General features: G+C 35.4%; 17 protein-coding genes. 12 read left to right on the forward strand and 5 right to left on the reverse strand.

From position 1 onward, the window contains the following. Window positions 1–184 precede the first annotated feature (184 nt). The 7 genes from ACSBPO_RS04290 (at window position 185) to ACSBPO_RS04320 (ending at window position 11,135) form a co-directional block, all read left to right on the forward strand. Window positions 185–712 (forward strand): RNA polymerase sigma factor, encoded by a 528-nt coding sequence (locus tag ACSBPO_RS04290; protein ID WP_442598846.1) that lies wholly within the window; start codon window positions 185–187, stop codon window positions 710–712. Continuing rightward, window positions 702–2,288, forward strand: a complete 1,587-nt coding sequence (locus ACSBPO_RS04295; protein ID WP_442598847.1) for a DUF4179 domain-containing protein — start codon at window positions 702–704, stop codon at window positions 2,286–2,288. The genes ACSBPO_RS04290 and ACSBPO_RS04295 overlap by 11 nt, the downstream gene beginning before the upstream one ends. 442 nt (window positions 2,289–2,730) lie before the next feature. Further along, window positions 2,731–4,803, forward strand: coding sequence for an EAL domain-containing protein (locus tag ACSBPO_RS04300; protein WP_442598848.1), 2,073 nt, complete (start codon window positions 2,731–2,733; stop codon window positions 4,801–4,803). Next, window positions 4,800–6,911: a methyl-accepting chemotaxis protein gene (locus ACSBPO_RS04305; RefSeq protein ID WP_442598849.1), complete on the forward strand. Its 2,112-nt coding sequence runs from the start codon at window positions 4,800–4,802 to the stop codon at window positions 6,909–6,911. The genes ACSBPO_RS04300 and ACSBPO_RS04305 overlap by 4 nt, the downstream gene beginning before the upstream one ends. 298 nt (window positions 6,912–7,209) lie before the next feature. Beyond that, on the forward strand, window positions 7,210–8,283 hold the full coding sequence (locus ACSBPO_RS04310) for a DUF2157 domain-containing protein (RefSeq protein ID WP_442598850.1): 1,074 nt from the start codon (window positions 7,210–7,212) through the stop codon (window positions 8,281–8,283). Then, a complete protein-coding gene (locus tag ACSBPO_RS04315; RefSeq protein ID WP_442598851.1) occupies window positions 8,276–8,806 on the forward strand; it encodes a GDYXXLXY domain-containing protein in 531 nt (176 codons plus the stop codon). Before ACSBPO_RS04310 ends, ACSBPO_RS04315 begins: the two co-directional genes overlap by 8 nt. 154 nt (window positions 8,807–8,960) lie before the next feature. Next, window positions 8,961–11,135, forward strand: coding sequence for a PhoX family protein (locus ACSBPO_RS04320; protein ID WP_442598852.1), 2,175 nt, complete (start codon window positions 8,961–8,963; stop codon window positions 11,133–11,135). A gap of 38 nt (window positions 11,136–11,173) precedes the next feature. On the opposite strand, the gene ACSBPO_RS04325 is transcribed toward ACSBPO_RS04320, so the two are convergent. Together ACSBPO_RS04325 and ACSBPO_RS04330 are read right to left on the reverse strand one after the other, a co-directional pair. Then, on the reverse strand, window positions 11,174–11,620 hold the full coding sequence (locus ACSBPO_RS04325; protein ID WP_442598853.1) for a hypothetical protein: 447 nt from the start codon (window positions 11,618–11,620) through the stop codon (window positions 11,174–11,176). A 13-nt stretch (window positions 11,621–11,633) separates the two neighbouring features. Next, window positions 11,634–11,984, reverse strand: a complete 351-nt coding sequence (locus ACSBPO_RS04330) for an ASCH domain-containing protein (RefSeq protein ID WP_442598854.1) — start codon at window positions 11,982–11,984, stop codon at window positions 11,634–11,636. 181 nt (window positions 11,985–12,165) lie between these two features. Between ACSBPO_RS04330 and ACSBPO_RS04335 the strand changes: the two genes are divergently transcribed. From ACSBPO_RS04335 to ACSBPO_RS04345, 3 genes are all read left to right on the forward strand, one after another. Next, window positions 12,166–12,699: an NUDIX hydrolase gene (locus ACSBPO_RS04335; protein WP_442598855.1), complete on the forward strand. Its 534-nt coding sequence runs from the start codon at window positions 12,166–12,168 to the stop codon at window positions 12,697–12,699. A 97-nt stretch (window positions 12,700–12,796) separates the two neighbouring features. After that, window positions 12,797–13,567 carry a MerR family transcriptional regulator gene (locus ACSBPO_RS04340; RefSeq protein WP_442598856.1) on the forward strand — a complete coding sequence of 257 codons (771 nt, stop codon included), beginning with the start codon at window positions 12,797–12,799 and terminating at the stop codon, window positions 13,565–13,567. Between the two features lie 453 nt (window positions 13,568–14,020). Beyond that, the gene (locus ACSBPO_RS04345; RefSeq protein ID WP_442598857.1) at window positions 14,021–15,094 is read left to right on the forward strand and encodes an undecaprenyldiphospho-muramoylpentapeptide beta-N-acetylglucosaminyltransferase; all 1,074 of its coding nucleotides are present in this window, start codon (window positions 14,021–14,023) and stop codon (window positions 15,092–15,094) included. Between the two features lie 65 nt (window positions 15,095–15,159). Here ACSBPO_RS04345 and ACSBPO_RS04350 read toward each other — a convergent pair whose 3' ends face one another. Next, window positions 15,160–15,381: a hypothetical protein gene (locus tag ACSBPO_RS04350; RefSeq protein WP_442598858.1), complete on the reverse strand. Its 222-nt coding sequence runs from the start codon at window positions 15,379–15,381 to the stop codon at window positions 15,160–15,162. Between the two features lie 188 nt (window positions 15,382–15,569). Between ACSBPO_RS04350 and ACSBPO_RS04355 the strand changes: the two genes are divergently transcribed. Both ACSBPO_RS04355 and ACSBPO_RS04360 read left to right on the forward strand, forming a co-directional pair. Then, the gene (locus tag ACSBPO_RS04355) at window positions 15,570–16,715 is read left to right on the forward strand and encodes an acyl-CoA dehydrogenase family protein (RefSeq protein ID WP_442598859.1); all 1,146 of its coding nucleotides are present in this window, start codon (window positions 15,570–15,572) and stop codon (window positions 16,713–16,715) included. Between the two features lie 147 nt (window positions 16,716–16,862). Beyond that, window positions 16,863–18,011 carry a thiolase family protein gene (locus tag ACSBPO_RS04360; RefSeq protein ID WP_442598860.1) on the forward strand — a complete coding sequence of 383 codons (1,149 nt, stop codon included), beginning with the start codon at window positions 16,863–16,865 and terminating at the stop codon, window positions 18,009–18,011. Between the two features lie 82 nt (window positions 18,012–18,093). Here the strand turns inward: ACSBPO_RS04360 and ACSBPO_RS04365 are convergent, their stop codons facing one another. Next, window positions 18,094–19,371 carry an MFS transporter gene (locus tag ACSBPO_RS04365; protein ID WP_442598861.1) on the reverse strand — a complete coding sequence of 426 codons (1,278 nt, stop codon included), beginning with the start codon at window positions 19,369–19,371 and terminating at the stop codon, window positions 18,094–18,096. 158 nt (window positions 19,372–19,529) lie between these two features. Further along, window positions 19,530–20,042 (reverse strand): hypothetical protein, encoded by a 513-nt coding sequence (locus tag ACSBPO_RS04370; RefSeq protein WP_442598862.1) that lies wholly within the window; start codon window positions 20,040–20,042, stop codon window positions 19,530–19,532. Window positions 20,043–20,060 lie beyond the last annotated feature (18 nt).

Here is a 20,060-nt window from a genome sequence, read left to right on the forward strand (position 1 = left end):
AAGAAAAGAGCTGAGCGCAAATTAAGAGACCCTGTAAAAATCCGGCTTTAGGGATTTTTACGAAAACTACAAACTATACGAAAACAGCCTTTTGTAAAATTTTTTCATTGTGATGGAACTTTTCATAGACTTAAAAACTCTAATTGATACATAAAGCAGCAAAGGGAAAGGAGCGGAGACGATTGTGATTGTATCTTTATCGGATTCAAGGATGTTAAAGAAGATAAAAAAACAAGATATGAATGCCATAATCCATTGGTTTGATACACGGAAATCAAAGTTTTATAAAATCGGATGGGCCTATTTAAAAAGTCACCATGATGTCGAGGATGTTTTTCATAATACGATTATCAAAGTTCATGAAAAAATCCATCAGCTTAAGGAAGAGCAATATTTTGATACATGGGTAACCTCTATTTTTATAAACGAGTGTCGAAACCTTTATCGAAAAAATAAGCAAAGAGAAATGGAGGGGCCCGTTGTTACGGAAGATATGAGTCAGCATGAGACCAAGGTAGAGGTGCTAGACGGACTAGCTCAGCTGGATGAAAAATATAAAGAAATTATCATTTTAAAGTACATGAAGGGTTTCTCACAGGATGAAATTGCCGAGATTTTAAAGGTACCAGTAGGGACAATAAAATCCAGATTATATAGGGGACTTATTTTGCTAAGAAAAGTAATCGAGGGTGGTGAAGGTAATGAACTGTAATGCTATTCAAGAAAGCTTAGTAGATTTATTGGAAGGAAATCTAAGTGAAAAAAATAGACAAGAAGTAGAAAAGCACCTTCAACAATGCGGAAGTTGCCAAGAGGATTGGAGAAAAATTCAGGAAGTGATCTCCATTCTCTACCATGAAAACGAATCGATTGAAGTGCCAGATCAATTTATGAAAAATGTGAAACACAAAGTAGAGAGTACCCAGAAGAAAAATAAAAAGTTATTCAAAAAGCAGGCTACGATGGGCTTAGTTGCGGGATTGTTGCTAACCTTTTTTGTCGGCACGGCGTTTGCTACCAATGGTTTTACATCGGTAATGGATTGGTGGCAAGATTTAAGTCACAAAGAAAATGAAAAAATCGAGAAGAATGTTCAACATGGTTTAACAGAAAATCTAAACTTAGTATCAGAAAGCAATGGAGTCAAGGTAAAGGTTACTAATGTCGTTGCAGATGATATCCAAACTCTTATTTACTATGAAATCGAGGACACATTGAATGAAAATAACTATATGATTAACTTCAACGATGACTTTGAAATAGTGAACCAAGCTCAAATTTGGAAAGATAGTGAAGAGTCACCTATAAGAAGTCATTTCAAACTATATTCTGATTCTGAAAATGTGTTTAGAGGTAGATTAGCCTTAGCACCATTGTCAGTAGCAAAAGGAAGTATTCAGTTGGAGTTAAAGAAACTTGAAAAAGTAGCAAATTCTTCAACAAATAATGAGTTTTACAAAAGTATACCTACTGGCCAAAATGAATTTATAGATGGAGAGTGGAGTTTCACTATTCCAGTAAAGAAACATGATGTGATTGTTCATGAATTGAATATAGAAACGCAAGTGGAAGGAAATCCGGTCGTAATTGAGAAGTTAACCATTGCGCCAACTGTAACCATGTTGTCCTATAGGTATAAAAGTGGTGATCCTATGAAAAAGCTTAACTATATTCAAATTTCTAGTTTGGAAGCGAATATTAAGGATTATGTAAATGATCGACTAGGTATACAAACTGGCTATACCGGAGTAGGCAGCGGTAAAAATGGTTGGATTTCAACCGAAGCTATGTTTGATTCACTTTACCTAGAACAACCAAAGGAAATTCAGATTCAATTTGGTTCGGTTGGTTATACCATAGAGGATCATCAACAATACAAAGTCGACATGACAAAAAAGTTTCCGCAAACATTTGAATATCTAGGTAATGAGATTTCCATTGAAGAAATTAAAATCGGACATCCGACACAAATCTTGCTGAAAGAAGCGTTATCATCAAAACGAAATTATGAAGTACTAAATGTAAAATTTTATAATAAAGACGGCCATGGTTCAGGTGGATCAAGCATCAATGGGTTTTATGTTGATAAAGACGGTTCCACTTATAAATATGAAGATTATTTCTACCGCTTAAACAGTATTAACCAGCCAAGATTCTTTTCATCTGAACACCATATTGAAATGGTAAGTGAAGATAAGGAAGATATATTTATTCCTGTACAATTTGATATTGAAGGATATACAAAAACATCTTTTTCAGACAAAAAAGTAAAAATTTCATTAGATTAATAGTTTTTAGTTTAAATCGAGGTAGAACTTAGTTCTATCTCGATTTGTTTTGTATGTAGCCGATTTTAAAAATCCTTAAGAGTCAAATAAATACAGGTATAAATTGTAAATGTATTTAAAAATTATAACAATTGTCAACAGATTGTTATAGGATTTTTTTCTAAACTTGAACAATTTATGACATCTGAATTTTATAGATATAACAATGTAAACACTGTGCTATAGTTTAAATGCTTGTTACATCTGAACTAGTAATGGATAAGAAATATAGTAGAAAAGTCATTTGTTTTGATGTTTTTTAAAAATATTGATGTCTTTAAAATTTCGTATCAATCATTAAGATTCTTGCTGAAGTGTGATATTGCCTCACATCAATTTCAGACCATCCTAGACTTGACTTAAACAAAAATATCTCTTTTAAAGTGAAAGTGGTGACTATACATTGGCATTTAATTCTCTTCTTTCTAGTAATTTAGAACAAGCTTTAGATGCTTCATCTATCATTGCTGTTACTGATCGAACTGGAAAGATTACATATGTAAATGATAGATTTTGTGAATTTTCTAAATACTCAAAGGAAGAATTGGTTGGGCAAGATCATCGAATAATTAATTCAGGATATCACTCCAGCCATTTTTTTAGACAAATGTGGAAAACCATCTGCAGTGGACAGGTGTGGAAAGGCGAAGTAAAAAACAAAGCAAAAGACGGTTCCAACTATTGGGTAGATACTGTCATTGTCCCTTTTCTTGATAAAAATTCTAGACCTTATCAATTTGTGTCTATTAGAAATGACATTACTCGGAAGAAACTTATGGAGGAAGAATTAAATCAAAGTGCAGAACGGATCCATGCGATGATTCAACATGCAAATGAAGGGGTTGCCATCATCGATTCTAATTTTAATGTTTGTTATATGAGTCCAACATATAAGAAAATAACCCAAAAGGACGAACGTGAAGTATTAAATCAAAGCGTGGTGCAATTGATACATAGAGAGGATTGCTCCTATTTTTATCAACAGTATGATCAAGCATTGATGCATCCACAAGTGCCTGTCCGTTTCCAAATACGAGCACGTCATGTTAACGGATTATATTATGTTCATGAATTAATTTTGACCAATTTTTACGATCACCCAGGAATTAATGGGATGGTAATAAACTTTAGAGACTTAACAGAAGAAAAAAAAATCAAGCAACAGTTACAAGTTAAAGAGTTTTATGACCCTTTGACTAATTTGCCTAATCGATTGTTTTTCAAATCAAGACTAAAAACCATGGTGGAGAATCGGAATAATTGGGTATTAGCTATATTTAATATCGATGATTTTCAACACATCAATGACATATTTGGACATGAGGTAGGGGACCAACTTCTACAGTTAATTTCAAATCGAATAACTACTAATCTTAAGAAAGATAGCTTTCTTGCTCGGATAGCAGGTGATGAATTCGCCTTAATTGTACCAGGTGATAGACATTTCTGTAAAACTGTTGGCGAGAAAATGATGGACATGTTTAAAAAGCCTTTTATTGTTAATGAAAATGATATCTATATGACGATTAGTTTGGGACTTTGTCATTTTCCAATTGATGCAGCGGAAAAGAAGACTTTACTTACCTATACAACAAGTTCAATGAAGTTTGCAAAGGAAAAAGGGAAAAATCAATATAAGATTTTTGATACATCTCTAGCTATTCTGAATTATCGCGCGTTTTTAATTAAGAATGACATAAGAAATGCCGTTCGAAACCATCAGTTAGAAGTCTATTTTCAACCTAGAGTTGATGCGGTGACAGATAAGATTGTTTCATTTGAGTCATTGATTAGATGGAATCATCCTGAATTAGGAATTATAAGTCCTAATGAGTTTATTTGTGTAGCAGAACAAAACGGGTTAATGATTTCAATAGGCCAGTGGGTTTTTGAAGAATCTTGTAGAAAGTTAAAAATTATAAATGAAAAGTTTCATAGTTCATATAAGGTATCAATTAATTTTTCAGTTCAGCAATTACTGAGTGTAAATTCTGTGAATGAATACATAGAAATGATTGAGAACATGGGAATCCCATCTTCCTTTATTGAAATTGAAATTACTGAATCAGTATTTATCCATAATAAAGAGCGGGTTAACAGAGTTATTAATCGATTTCGTGAATATGGTTTTAGCATTAGCTTAGATGATTTTGGAACCGGATATTCCTCTCTTAACTATCTTCAAGAATTTCGAACGGACGTATTAAAGATAGACCGTAGCTTTGTAAATAAGATAACGGGGGATAAAGAAGGAAAAAGTATTGTAGCAATGATTATTAAGCTTGCCCATGAACTTGGCATGAGGGTAGTCGGAGAGGGCGTTGAAACTCCTAAGCAATATACAATATTAAAACAGATGGGTTGCGATGAAGTACAAGGCTACCTTTATACGAAACCATTGCCTTTTAAAGAACTTTTAATTTACTTATCACCATTGACCGATAATAAAGAAACTAAGGAGAATTCACCATTATGAAAGTAGTTTTTGGTCCCGCTGTAAAGCTATTGAATCAATTATCATTTTTTAAAAAATTTATGGTACTCTTTCTCATTATCCTTTTAACTGTGTCAGTATTATCCATGAACATGGTAATTAAAACTCAAAATGAAATATCTTTTGCTGAAAAAGAACGCACAGGCGTTAAGGTCTTACAGGAAATTTTTCCACTTATAAAATTAGCACAACAGCATCGTGGCCTGACCGTAAATGTGCTGAGTGGTGATCGTGAAGCTGAATCCAAATTAAATGAAGTTAAGTTGAAAATTCAGGATCAGTTAATCGTATTAGAAAAGCATGTTAAGCAGGAAGAAAATATACCTAAGGTGTCTAATGGAATAAAAAATATTCAGGCCAAATGGAACGAAGTGGATAGAGAGAGCATTCATCTATCCATTCCCGATAGCATTAATATCCATAACGAATTAATAAATCTATTGTTTCAAATTTTAATTAATAATTCTGATGAAACAAACCTTTCATTAGATCCAAATTTGGTAAACAATCACCTGAACAATTTGTTAGTAAATAATCTACCCCAAATCACAGAATATATGGGGAAATCAAGAGCAACAGGCGTTGGAATTGCGACGAGACAAACAATGACGCAAGAGGAACGAATTCAACTTATTTACCTAATGAAAATGATGGATGAATATATTACTACTACCAATCGAAACTATCAGACAATCATTGAACTAGATCCAAATTTCAAAAAAACAATAGGACAAGAATTTACAAGTTCTATTGACAATGCAAGAGAAATAGTTGAAATCATTGATAAAGAATTGTTATCAGCAAAGAAAATTACAATTGAGCCTGGTCTATATTTTGAAAAAACGACTGATACAATAAATTCAATATTTAGCCTACTTGAAATCCAATCAAGACAACTTGACGGATTACTACTCTCAGATATACAAAAAATGAAATCAGGGCAGAAAGTAGTTATTGGTTCTGTAACAGGGGGGATACTTCTTCTAGTTTATCTGGTGTTGGGATTTTATTTTGGAATTAAGAATCAAGTTTTAAACATAGAGAAGTTCACAGAGTATGTGGCAGCTGGAGATTTGTCGGGGAAAATCTCAGTTTATTCACGTGATGAATTTGCTACAATAAGTGAGTCATTAAATAGAATGGTATCATCGTTTAGCGAAGTAATTCTCAATAGCCAAAATGTGTCTCAAGAAGTAGCGGCAGCAAGCCAAGAACTTCTTGCTATTACGGAAGAAACGACCCAAGCAACCAATACCATTAGTTCTTCTATTGAAGAGGTTGCATCCTTTATAGAGAAGCAATCTATTCAAGCAAATAGTGATGTGGATTTAGTAACAAAATTATCTGAACAACTATCGTTTATTACAGAAAGGTCCCAAAAGGTATCGCTGTTTACATTGAAAACCACAGAAGAGGCAGAATTAGGGAATGAGAATATAAAAGAAGCTATAAATCAAATGAAAACGATAGAACAGGCTGTAAATGAAACGTTAAAGGTAATACAAAAATTAGTCGAACGTTCAAAAGAAGTTGGCACAATTTTAGATGTTATTACATCTATTGCTGAGCAAACAAACCTTTTAAGTTTAAATGCAGCCATTGAAGCAGCACGTGCAGGGGAACATGGTAAGGGGTTTGCCGTAGTTGCTAACGAGGTAAGAAAGTTGGCTGATGAGTCCTCATCTTCAGCAGGGAAAATACGGAAGTTAATATTCGATATCCAACAAGATACTTTATTGACTGTTTCTTCAATGGAATCTGTCTCAAAAGAAACAAATGAGGGAATGCTTTTAATTCAAGTAGCTGGGGAATCATTTTCTAGTATAAATGGAAGAACAAATGATGTTGCAAATGAAATTAAAAACGTTGTTGTTTATACTGAAGAGATGTCTAAAAAAGCAGAAGAGTTAAATATTTCTATTTTGAGTTCTTCACAGCAAGTGAAAATAATAGACGAGAATACTCAAATGGTTGCTGCCTCAACAGAAGAACAATTAGCTTCCATGGAAGAAATTGCATCTTCTGTTAATGAACTTAATGTTAGAGCAGAAAACTTACAGAATATAATTGATACTTTCAAAATTGGATGAATTTTTTAAAGATAAGTTTAAAAGAGAAAATATTTGTTTGGTTTAGTCGGTTTTCATTTGGAATAGATTAGGGATTGCTTAGTCATTTTATTGAAAGTGGTTTATTAAAATAATATAAGATGGAATTTGGTTTTTAAATTTAAAGAGCTCACTGTGGGCTCTTTTTCTATGTGTAACTACCTTTGTCAAAATGCAACAATCATTTTAAAAAATACGCTATACTTAAGGTGAAAAAACAAAATTATATTAAATAGTCATAGTGAATATAATAATGAAGCAAAAAGAGAGGAGTGAGAATTTGCCTACAAAGCGTAGCCTAAAAGCAAAAGATTTGGAAATGTTAAAAAGAGAGATTCATTATCTTGAAGAAACGGAGAGAATCACAGCAGAACAATCAAAGGATATTCAAGATTTATATGAAGTAAAACCAGGTTTATCTTTTACTAAGACACTTCTATATGTTGGCTCGATTTTAATTGGTGCTGGAATCCTTAGCTTTATCGCCAGCAACTGGGGTGAAATCGGTAAACTAGCCAAATTTATTCTTATACTTGGATTGTATGTTGGAAGTATTTTTGCCGGTTTTAAGATGGAAACTCAGTACCCCAAAACGTCAAAAAGCTTTTATTATTTAGGAGTTTTCGTATTTGGAGCAGGCATTTTCCTCATAGGACAAATGTTTAACTTTGGAGGAGAATTTCAGGATGCCTTTTTATGGTGGTCATTAGGAATTTTACCACTTGCCTGGGTATTAAAAGATAAATGGATTTTAATGCTAGCCTCATTGTTTGTTCTTATCTATTTAAGTAACCAACTAGATTGGTTTTCTGGTACTATCCCATATTGGATCCTCCTATGGATAGGAGCTATCTATGTACTAAATGAGAAAATCGGTTTTTCAAAGGTGACAGGCTTTATTACAGGAATACAACTACTTGCTTTCATTGGAACACTATTAAACTTTTTCATAAGAGGCGATGATGAATGGATCTACCTATATGGACTAGTGTATTTAGTGTTAGGGCTAGCACTTGTTTTGGTTAGATCAAACATCCGAAATGTATATATTTCGCTAGGGCACCTAGTACACGGCGCAGCAGCCTTCCTATTATCCTTTGAGGATGTTTGGCCAAACGATTGGATTTATATTCCTTTTTCTCTATTATATGTGCTTTTTTTATTTTATCTGATCAAAAGAGGAAGCTTATTAAGTATCGTTATTTTATGCTTCATGATTTTCCGTTTTTATTTAGATATTTCTTTTGCGTTTTTACCAAAGTCGTTTGTTTTTATCATCGGAGGTCTACTATTACTCGGCTTCGGTTTTTATTTTGAAAAACAACGTAAAAAAGGGGGAACTGGTCATGACTAAACGAACGAAACATTTATGGTTAGCATGTGCACTGCCAGTTCTCATCTTACTAGCTATGGCTGTAACTCCGCTTTACACGCTATTAGTTGGTGATGAAATCCTTCTTCAAACTAAGCCGGTTGACCCATCAGATTTATTTCGTGGCGATTATATCACTCTCCGTTATGAAGCAGAGGAAGTGCCTCGTAATTTGTTGGAAAAGGATGTCTTAGCTGAGCTGGATAAAGGACATGGTGACGTTACCGTTTTTGTTGCCTTAGAAAAAAAGAATGGGGTTCATGTTCCTATTCACGTAACCTTGCAAAAACCTAAAAAGGGCATTTATCTTAAAGGGAAGCTTAGTTATGTTTGGTCGGATATCGGTCAAAAAGAAGTAGCGAATATCCGCTATAGTTTAGATAAATACTTTGTAGAAGATAACACAGGGCTTGAATGGGAAAATGCAGCTGCGAAGGGTGAAGTTTTAGCAAAAGTAAAAGTAAAAAATGGTTATGCATATTTGGTAGATATTAAGAAGAAATAGTTAAAAAATGGATGGTTCTTAGAAACCATCCATTTTTTACTTTAGCTTAATAATTTCATAACAAAAACTATATATCAATCTAATATTACGTTTACAATTATTTAGTTTAATAGTAAGAGTAGTAACCAACAAAAAACTGGAGGTTATCCTTACAATGAAAAACTCTAATAAAAAGACGTTAGCATTTGCCTTAGCACTTGGACTGATGATTCCCGCTGTTACTCCTGCCACAGCAGCATCTGTGAAGGATGTAAAAATTGATTCTGTTAAGTTTAATGGAATGAAGGCACCAACAACCGTAGAGCAAATGGTGAAAACCTATACGGATGCATCTGTAGAAGTGAAATATAGTAACGGCGACGTTAAGAAGTTTCCATTAACATATCATTATTTATTCAAATCAGAAGATAAAGTAGCAACGAATAAAGGGGAAAAGATTGCAGCTGGGATTCCAATTGATGTAAATGGAAATCCTATTGTCGATCCAAGCACTCCAGAAAAAACTTACTTTGTATCGGATGCACCAGATTCAAATAGTTTTTTAAATCCAATAAACGGTAATCTATATATGGTTACTCATTATGAATATGACACAATGGATGCAGCAGGGAATTCAACTTACGGCTTAGTACCAGCATCTATGTCTCTCACTAAATTTAATCAAGACAAAAATACAGGTGAGTTAACGGTTGCTGAAGTAAAGAAAATTGATTTTTCTGAAGTGAACGGGCTTTGGATCCCATGTAACGGTTCTGTTTCTCCTTGGAACACACATTTAGGTTCAGAAGAGTATGAGCCAGATGCACGTAGCTTTGAATTTGATCCAGAATCTTCCGCAGCAACTTGGACAAAAAGTTATGCCAAATTATATTTTGGTGATGAAAAGAAAGCAAACCCATATTTTTATGGATATGTTCCAGAGATTAAAGTAAATGCTGATGGTTCTACAAAAGTAGTCAAGCACTATAGCATGGGTCGAAAATCTCATGAATTATCGAAAGTTATGGCAGACAACCGTACAGTCTTCTTTGGAGATGATGGTACAAACACGATGATGTTTATGTATGTGGCAGACAAAGCTGCTGACCTATCTTCAGGGACGTTATATGCGGCTAAGTTTAATCAAACGGGTACAGAAAATGGCGGGTCTGGTGAACTTCAATGGATAAACCTTGGACATGCTACTGATACTGAAATTAAAAAAATCATTGATAAAGGAACAAAATTTAGCGACATCTTTGAAACTTCTGATCAGCCTACAGAAGGTTTTACAGCTATTAAGCAATACTCTTACGGAAAAACGGAGTATTTAAAGGTTAAAAAAGGTATGGAAAAAGCCGCTGCCTTTCTTGAATCACGTCGATATGCTGCCATCTTAGGAGCTACTTCCGAATTTAATAAAATGGAGGGTATGACGGTAAATAATAAAGATAAAAAAGTATATGTGGCGATGTCAGACGTAAGTAAATCAATGGAAAAGGATACAAAAGGTATAGACCCTGCTGACCATATTCAATTACCAAAAAGAAAATCAGGTGTAACTTTCCAAATTAACCTTTCTGGTGGCCAAAAAGATCATAAAGGGAACAGTATTCATAGTGCTTATGTTGCTTCTTCTATGAATGGATTGTTAGTAGGTGAGGATCTTGCTACTCCCGATGCTTATGGAAATACAGCTAACCCGGATAAGATTGCTAATCCAGATAATCTTAGCTTTTCAGAAGCAATGAGAACGTTGTTTATTGGTGAAGACAGTGGTATGCATACAAACAACTTTGTATGGGCGTACAATGTCGATACGAAGGAGTTATCACGTGTTTTATCCACTCCTACTGGAGCCGAATCAACTGGATTACAAATGGCAGATGATCGGAACGGTTTTGCTTACCTGATGAGTAATTTCCAACATCCTGGTGATGAGGTTGACGGGAAAGAAATAACGGCAGTAAACAAAGAAGAATTACTAAAAGCGGTAGATCGAGAAATAGGTATCAACAAAACGGGTGGAGTTGGTTATATTTCTGGATTACCATCCATGACTGTAATGCCTAAAGATGAACCAAAAAAGCCAGCTCCTGAAAAGAAAAAGTACTGGGATGGGGTTGAAGTAAAAGAAGGTCAGATTGGTAAAGTTATGTTAAAAGGTAAAATTACCTTATACAAACAAACGTCAAAAGGTCTTGAGAAGGTGCGAACCTTAAACTCAGGTAGCGGATACCGTGTTTATAGCATGGATACCAAAAGCAAGATCTACCATGTGGGGGCAAAACAAGTTATTAAATTTGATTCCAAAGTAACGTATTCTGCATTACCCACTAATTTAAAATAAATTAAAAAACTGGATGGTGCGTAGGCGCCATCCAGTTTTTATTGCCATAAGGCAGGTTTTGCAACCATGAACCAAAGCATGGTCATTAATAAGAACAGATAAATCCAAACGGTACGGGTTAATTTTTTAACCAGAAGCTCCTTATTTGGATTAGGTTCATTAAATTTTTTAAGAACAGGTGTAAATGCCCGAGCTAAGAAGAAAATGGATACAAACATGACAAAGAGTGTGGCAACGATCCAAGGGGTTTTCCATGACCAATATTCGCTTAATATGATTAAAAGAATCCCCGAGCCTACCAACACATGACCAGCATGTTTCACCATTCTTACCGTTAAACGAAAAATATCTATGTAGATGGTTTGGACTTTTCCTTCTGCTGTCTTTAGCTTTTTTACAATGGCAATTAAAACAAAGAAGGGTCCTACTGACATAATTACGCTGCTCACGTGTAAAAAAAGAAGGATACGATAAAAAATATACATATCTTACAATTGTTTACTCGTTAACTGGACGGAATTCATGCACCCAAACTCTCATTTGTGGAAGCCAAGGCATACCAGGGTGATAAGAAAGAATGGATTGCTTATACTCTTCTACGGTCTCAAAGCCTTCCTGTTTGGCATGCTCGTCAGTTAACTCGCCTAAAGATTGAGAATAAACCTTCTCCACTACAAAATCCTTACCTTGTAGAGTCATGATTTCTCCTACGTCAGCGTAGCGGCCGTTTCGACGGGTAGCTGTTTTTTTACCTGCAAGTACCAATTCAACATCCGCTGGCAACGTAACTAAACGATCGACTGAACAAGTTTTAGGTGGTAATGCATTTGAATCATGTTGATTTGTCATATTTAAAAATCCTCCTTAAATATAATACTCCATTACACTATCATAAAATAAGAATAAGTGCCAAACGTGGTGAGAATCACCAGCCAATTTTTTAGAAATAGTCTTCCGAAAAAGGAAAAGAAGGAGTTTCGCGGATTATGAAGAATTATAGTTTAACTCGGGTCAGAGGTCGAAACGAAAAATGAGTGTTGGAGAGGATAATGTGGAAGTTTGGGATATTTATAATGAGAATAGAGAAAGAACAGGCAGAACCATTATTAGAGGTGAAAAGCTTCACGAAAATGAATACCATTTAGTTGTCCATATATGGATCATAAACAGCAAAGGGGAATTTTTAATTCAAAAAAGAGCAAGTACCGTTTCCTCAAATCCTAATATGTGGGCCATCACAGGTGGCTCCGCCATTAAAGGAGAGGATAGCTATACTGCTTGTCAGCGTGAACTGTATGAAGAAGTGGGGTTGAAGGCAGAGAAGGGATATGCAGAAATTGTTTTATCTTTAAAAAGAGAAAATAATTTTTGTGATGTTTGGTTCATTCAACAAGATTTTAGTCTTGAAGAATGTAAGTTACAGGTCGAAGAGGTTAGTGAAGTAAAATGGGCAACGATTCAAGAAATTAGAAAATTAATCGCTCAAGGAAAATTTAATACCTATTACTATTTAGAAGAAATTATTAAAATTGCTCAAATAACAAAAAATGGCCACTTTGCATGATTGCAAAGGTGGTTTATTTTTTTGAAAAAATTTTGTTAAAGTAATTGACCTTCACGTAACGTAAAGGTGTATCTTAATCTCGTAAGGAGGTTATCGCATGGAATATACCATACAAAAACTAAGTAATCTAGCAGGCATTAGCACCAGAACCCTTCGATATTATGATGAAATTGGGATTCTTAAGCCGGCAAGAATCAATTCATCTGGATATCGGATCTATGGTCAAGCTGAAGTGGATAGGCTACAGCAAATCTTATTTTACCGAGAACTGGGTGTAAATCTAGAAAGTATTAGAGAAATAGTGATGTCCCCTTCATTTGATAGAGAAAAGGCACTTAGAGAACATCGCGTGAAGCTCCTTGGAAAAAGAAATCAATTGGATTTGTTAATTGCAAATGTTGAAAAAACAATTGCTTTAACGGAAGGGAGAATAGATCAAATGTCCAACCATGAAAAGTTTGAAGGATTCAAACAAAAAATGATAGATGAAAACGAAAAGAAATATGGAGGGGAGATCCGTAAAAAATACGGTGATGAGAGGGTTGAAGAATCAAACGCTAAGCTAAAGAACATGTCTCAAGAACAATATGAAGAGGTAACGGCACTTGCAGACCAAGTACAGTCAACCCTAGCAGAAGCATTTAAGACAGGTGACCCAGCATGCGAACTGGCACAAAAAGCGGCAGATTTACACAAAAAATGGTTAACTTACTATTGGAAAGAATACAGTAAGGAAGCACATGCCGGTCTTGCCCAAATGTATGTAGATGATGAGCGGTTTACTGCTTATTATGATAAAAAACAGCCTGGCACCGCCGAATTTTTAAGAGATGCCATACTGATTTACACTGGAATGCAAGAGAAATAAATCTTTGGTGTACACCTGATCATTTATGGATCAGGTGTATTTTTTTATAACCTTCAAATTGTATTATAGGACACAGGTTCCGTTATTTTGCTAAAATAAACGTTTTTCCCCATGTTATCGGACACAGCTTCCGTTAGTCACTATATTTAATTGGAAAAAGACATACTTTAGGTGCAATAACGGAACCATAGTCCGATAATCCTCTTAAAATACATCGTTTTCCTAAATTAACGGAACGTGTGTCCGATTAAATCGGATGTCTATGGGCTTCACTAAGGATTTAACCATTTGTATTTATGTATGAAGCAGTTCATAATGTAAGGAGCAGAGATAAGCTGATTTTTTCAGCTTTTTTTTCGTGTAGCTATTGTCGTAGCAAACGGATTCTGTCATGATTAATTTTGATTTGAAATATACTATATATGATGAAATAAAGGTTTTACAGGAGGAACTATGTCCAAGAAGAAGATTGTGTTCACAGGTGGAGGTTCTGCGGGACATGTGACACCAAATATAGCAATTATAAATGAAATTGGTTTTGAAGATTGGGATATCCATTATATTGGATCGAAAAAGGGAATTGAAAAAGAATTAATTGAAAAATTAAATATCCCGTATTATCCGATTACAAGTGGAAAACTCAGAAGATATATAGATTTTGAAAATGTCGTTGATATGTTTAGAGTTTTAAAGGGCTGTTTAGAAGCTCGCTCAACGTTAAAACGAATCAAGCCACAATTAGTTTTCTCAAAAGGTGGATTTGTATCTGTTCCCGTTATAGTGGCGGCTAAATCACTGGGGATTCCTATTTATATTCATGAAAGTGATATGACACCAGGACTAGCGAATAAGATTTCGCAAAGATTTGCAACAAGAATTTTTACCTCTTTTGAAGAGACTAAAAAGTTTTTCCCAGCAGATAAAACGCGTGTGATTGGCTCACCTATACGAAATGAAATATTAATTGGTTCTGCCCAAAAAGGAAGAGAACTCCTTGGATTCCACGATAGGCTCCCGATATTAACCATAATGGGAGGGAGTTTAGGAGCAAAAAAAATTAATGAAACCGTCAGAGATTCATTAACAGAACTGACGAAAATATATCAAATTGTTCACCTTTGTGGAAAAGGAAACGTCGACCAATCCTTAGCTCAGGTTTCGGGATATAAACAATTTGAATATGTAAGTGATGAATTACCAGATATATTGGCAGCAACCGATCTTGTTTTAACAAGGGGCGGCTCCAATGCCATTTTTGAATTTTTAGCACTGAAAATTCCAATGTTAATTATTCCGTTAAGTAAAAAACAAAGTAGAGGGGACCAAATTCTAAATGCAAAGGCCTTTGAGGAAAAGGGCTATTCTTTAACATTAGAAGAGGAAAACCTGAATAGTGAAACCCTAAACAATCACTTAAAGAAGCTTCAAGAAAATAAAGAAACCTATAAAGCTACAATGAAAGCATCTGTACAAGGGAATGGCTTAAAGGTACTTGTAGATGAAATCAATCAAATTAGAAAAAAATAAACGCCATAATAAACACCTCTTAAATCATAATTGATATAAGAGGTGTTTCAATTTAAGTGTTATACTTAAGAAGTTTTTTTTGCATGTTCATTTATATGAACGAGTGAGCTTCTTTTAATCCAATATTGAAAGTTATCTAATGGAAAAACGCCTCGGCAATTAGAATTTTCCATTTGAACGATAACACTTCCGTCTGTAACCTCTATGACTTTTAATTTGTCCGATTTACTGATATTAGGAATAAAGGTGCTTTTCATTTCAAACTCCATGTTGCTGTATAAATTCAAAATAAACAATCCTCCTGATTTTTTCAAAGATTCATGTTTAATTTCTCCAGTATTTATAGAAATATCCATATGTTGGGACAAAAACTTAAGAAAGTAAGTTGACTGAATTTTTAGTATAATAGAAGTGATCATTGAATAGTTGTTAAGTAATGAGAGATGAAGCTGCAGTAAAGATAGGAGGGGAAAAAATGAACCATCCTTACTTAAAGCCTGAGCATGATATTTTTCGCAAAGCGTTTAGAAAATATCTTGAAAAAGAGGCCTATCCTTTTTATGAAAAGTGGGAAGAAGAGCGAATGGTTCCCAGGCTTTTTTGGACGAAAATGGGGGAACGAGGATATCTCTGTCCTGATCTTGATGAAGCTTATGGGGGATTTGAAGCAGATTGGGGTTACTCTGCTGTCATTAATGAGGAGCTTGAACGGGTGGGTTCTGGTTTAGTAGGGATTAGCTTGCACAATGATATCGTTGTTCCATATATTTCAACCTATGGCACTGAGGAACAAAAAAGAAGATGGCTTCCAAAGTGTGTAACAGGCGAGATGATTACAGCGATTGCTATGACAGAACCAGGTGTGGGATCAGATTTAGCTAATATCCAAACGACCGCTGTTCTTAAGGATGACCACTATGTCCTAAATGGCTCGAAAACATTTATTACAAATGGAATCCATTCTGACTTAATTATCGTCGCATGTAAAACAGATCCAAAAGCAATACCAAAGCATAAAGGTGTAAGTTTGATTGCAGTTGAAAGGGATACACCTGGATTTTCACGTGGCAGGAAGCTCAATAAAGTAGGCTTGCATTGCCAGGATACAGCAGAACTGATTTTTGAAGATTGCTTTGTACCTAAGTCAAATTTAATTGGTGAAGAGGGGAAAGGCTTTCTGTATTTAATGGAAAAATTACAGCAGGAACGATTGGTGGTTGCAATTGCTGCACAGGTAGCCGCAGAAGAAATGCTCCGCATGACAATCGATTATGTGAAATCACGTCAGGCTTTTGGCAAAGCCGTTAGCCAATTTCAAAATACACAATTTAAAATAGCTGAAATGGCAACTGACATTGAGATGGGAAGAACTTTTTTAGACCAATTAATCGGAGAGCATATAGAAGGAAAGAATATTGTGACCAAGGTTTCAATGGCAAAGTGGAAGCTGACTGAAACAGCGAGAAAAGTTGCCTCAGAATGTATGCAGCTTCATGGCGGTTACGGCTATATGGAAGAATACGAGATTGCCAGAAGATATCGGGATATTCCTGTAGCAAGTATATATGCAGGTACAAATGAAATCATGAAAACAATTATTGCGAAAAACTTAGGCCTGTAAAATGTTATGAGTATGCCTGCAAGTTTGTATAAATTGTGAACTTGACGGAATTACTCCCAAGTTTGACGGAATTAACATAAAACTTGACGGAATTACTCCCAAGTTTGATGGATAAATTTTAAAAAGGCATTAGAAAGGACGTAGAACATGCGTGAAGTAGTCATAGTAGAAGGCGTACGGACACCTGTAGGGAGAAGAAATGGCTTGTTAAAGGACATTCGCCCTGACGATTTAGCAGCAGAAACATTAAAAGAATTAATAAATAGAGCAGGAATCGATCCGGCAATAGTGGATGACGTGATTCTAGGTTGTGTCACTCAATCTAGTGAACAAGCGGGGGATATTGCTAGAGTGGCCGCGCTGATTGCGGGATTTCCTATTCATGTACCAGGAACAACGATTGATAGACAATGTGGTTCGAGCCAACAAGCCGTTCACTTTGCAGCACAGGCGATTCTTTCAGGTGATATGGATGTGGTGATTGCGGGTGGTGTGGAAAACATGTCACGGGTACCAATTGGTTCAAATTATCAAGGAGCACCGTTTAGCGAGCGACTAAAGGAACAGCATGAAATCATTCATCAAGGTTTATCAGCCGAACGAATTGCTAAAGAATATGGATTTACTAGAGAACAACTTGATAAGTACGCCTATGAAAGTCACCAAAAGGCGTTAAAGGCGCAAGCAGAAGGTTATTTTAAAAGAGAGATATTTCCAATAGAAGTGTCACAATCGGATGGACAAAAAACAGTGATGAATGCTGATTCTGGTCCAAGGAAAGAAACCTCACCAGAAGTTCTAGCAAACTTAAAACCTTCTTTTATAGAAGGGGGAGTTATTCATGCAGGTAATGCTAGCCAAATTAGTGATGGAGCTGCTGCATTACTGCTTATGTCCCGTGAAAAAGCAGAAGAGTTAGGCTTGAAGCCAAGATTTCTTGTACACACAAGAGTAGTGGTGGGCTCTGATCCGACTTTAATGCTAACAGGGCCAATTCCAGCAACACAAAAAGCTTTACAAAAAGCAGGTCTTTCCATTGAGGATATTGATATTTTTGAGGTGAATGAAGCATTTGCACCTGTGCCGCTGGCTTGGCTAAAGGAAACTGGTGCGGATCCGAAAAAGCTCAATCCTAATGGTGGTGCGATTGCTCTCGGTCATCCCTTAGGTGCCAGCGGAGCAAGGATTATGGTAAGTATGATGCATGATTTAGAACGAACTGGCGGACGCTTTGGCTTACAGACAATGTGCGAAGGTCATGGAATGGCGAATGCCACAATTATTGAACGTATATAACCCTATCTTTCCCTATAGAGGAATGTGCCTAATAGGCTAAATTTAAACCGCTTAGTTTCAGACTAAGCGGTTTTGGTCGTTCTTATAATGTTTGTTGAATCGAGTTTGGAATGTCGGCCTTCGGTTCAGGAACACGCGCTAGAATAATGATACCAATGATAAACAGAATAACGAGACTGAATACGCCACTATTAGAATTTCCTGTCATCTGGGCTGTGACCCCTACTAATAATGGTCCCATGATGGAAGCAAACTTTCCAAAAATATTGTAGAAGCCAAAAAACTCGTTGGCGTTTTCTTTAGGAACAAGCTTGGCGAAATACGAACGGCTTAGGGCTTGAATGCCTCCTTGAGAAGTCGCTACAAGCATGGCTAAAATCCAAAAATCTAAGGTTGTTTTTAGAAAAAAGGCATAGATACAAACCACCATATAAATCATGATTCCAACATAAAGCATTTTTTTACCGGTAAATCGTTCAGAGAGTCTCCCGTATAAAATAGCGAATGGAGCTGCCACCACTTGTGTTACAAAAAGGATGATTAGAAGATTGGTAGAGCTAATGCCAAGGTCAGAACCATAAGCTGTTGACATCGAAATAATCGTACCTACCCCATCAATATAAAAGAAGTAAGCTAGTAGAAATAAAAATAAGGCGCGATAGTGACTGATTTCTTTGAGTGTTTTGCCAAGACGTTTAAAACTATTCATGACGGGATTTGGTTCACGGTCTATATAATAGCGTTGATGTACATTTTTAAACATCGGTATGGTAAATAGCCCCCACCAAACGGCTGTTATTAAAAATGCTATTTTACTAGCTGTACCAGTTGTAATGGGAATGGTGTTTGTTTGAGCTAAAATAATAATAGCAATACTTATGATAAAAGGAATGGTACTTCCAATATAGCCCATACCCAATCCGCGAGAAGAAACTCGATTCATGCGTTCCTCCGAGGTCACATCAACAAGAAATGCATCATAAAACACATTGGCACCAGCAGAGCCGATAGCCGTTATGGTATAACAAACTAATAATAATAACCAATTTTCACTTGGAATAAATGCGAGAAGAGCTGTAGCCGCTACTCCTAATGAGAAAAAGAAGGTGAAAAACTTCTTCTTTAGCCCTTGATAATCAGCAATCGAACCCAATACGGGCCCTAACATTGCTAAAATAAAGGTTGCAATGGCAATAGTATAGCCTAAATAAGCAGTGGAATTTGCAGCACTAACACCTGCATTAGTCGCAGCTGCCTTATAAAAAAGTGGAAAAACAGCTGTCGTAATAATAATGGAATAAGCAGAGTTTGCCCAATCATAGAAAACCCAACTATTTTCTTCCTTAGTTAAACGCTTCATGGTATTTGCCCCCTTTACCAATATTGTACAGGAAAATGGAATTAAAAAAATTAAGAATTTTTAAGATTTATATAAATTTTACTGTCATATAGATCAATAATATAAAAACATCAACCGAGCTCGATTAGATTGATGTTTTTTATGGTGATAATATTAAATTAGGAAAGAGGAAAAACCTCTACAATCCGGTCAGCTTTAACCCGATTAGAGCAAAGTTTAAAAAGTCGCTCTATAAAAATCTCTACTTCTTCACTATTTTTAGGTAAAGGTATGTGAATAGTGGTCGCTCCAAATACTTGTTTAAAGTATGCTTTTCTTTGATCGTTTTTTCCATCACGCTTCAACGGATTATATTTCCACTGGAGTTCCATTTGGTCATTATTTTCTACGATCTGCCTTATTTCAGCAAGGGTAGTAGATTTATTTTGGGTGTATATGACTAAATAATAATGATCGTTCCGATGCCAATCGATAAATAAAAAATAATAACTATTTTCTCCTAGCCTTGTAATATTGTAACCAGCGATAATTGGTTTATTTTTCGTCCACTGATGAAAGTTCTCTAACCGATTATTAATGGAATCTAATTTGTCTAATTGAAAATGTAACGAATGAGAATCTCCCCAAGCCTCAATCAACCTTGATAATTCGATAGCCTGTTTTTTTTCCACGTTCATGACTCCTTTTGG

Source organism: Neobacillus sp. D3-1R (genome assembly GCF_052180215.1).
In the GTDB taxonomy this organism is placed as follows: domain Bacteria; phylum Bacillota; class Bacilli; order Bacillales; family Cytobacillaceae; genus Pseudoneobacillus.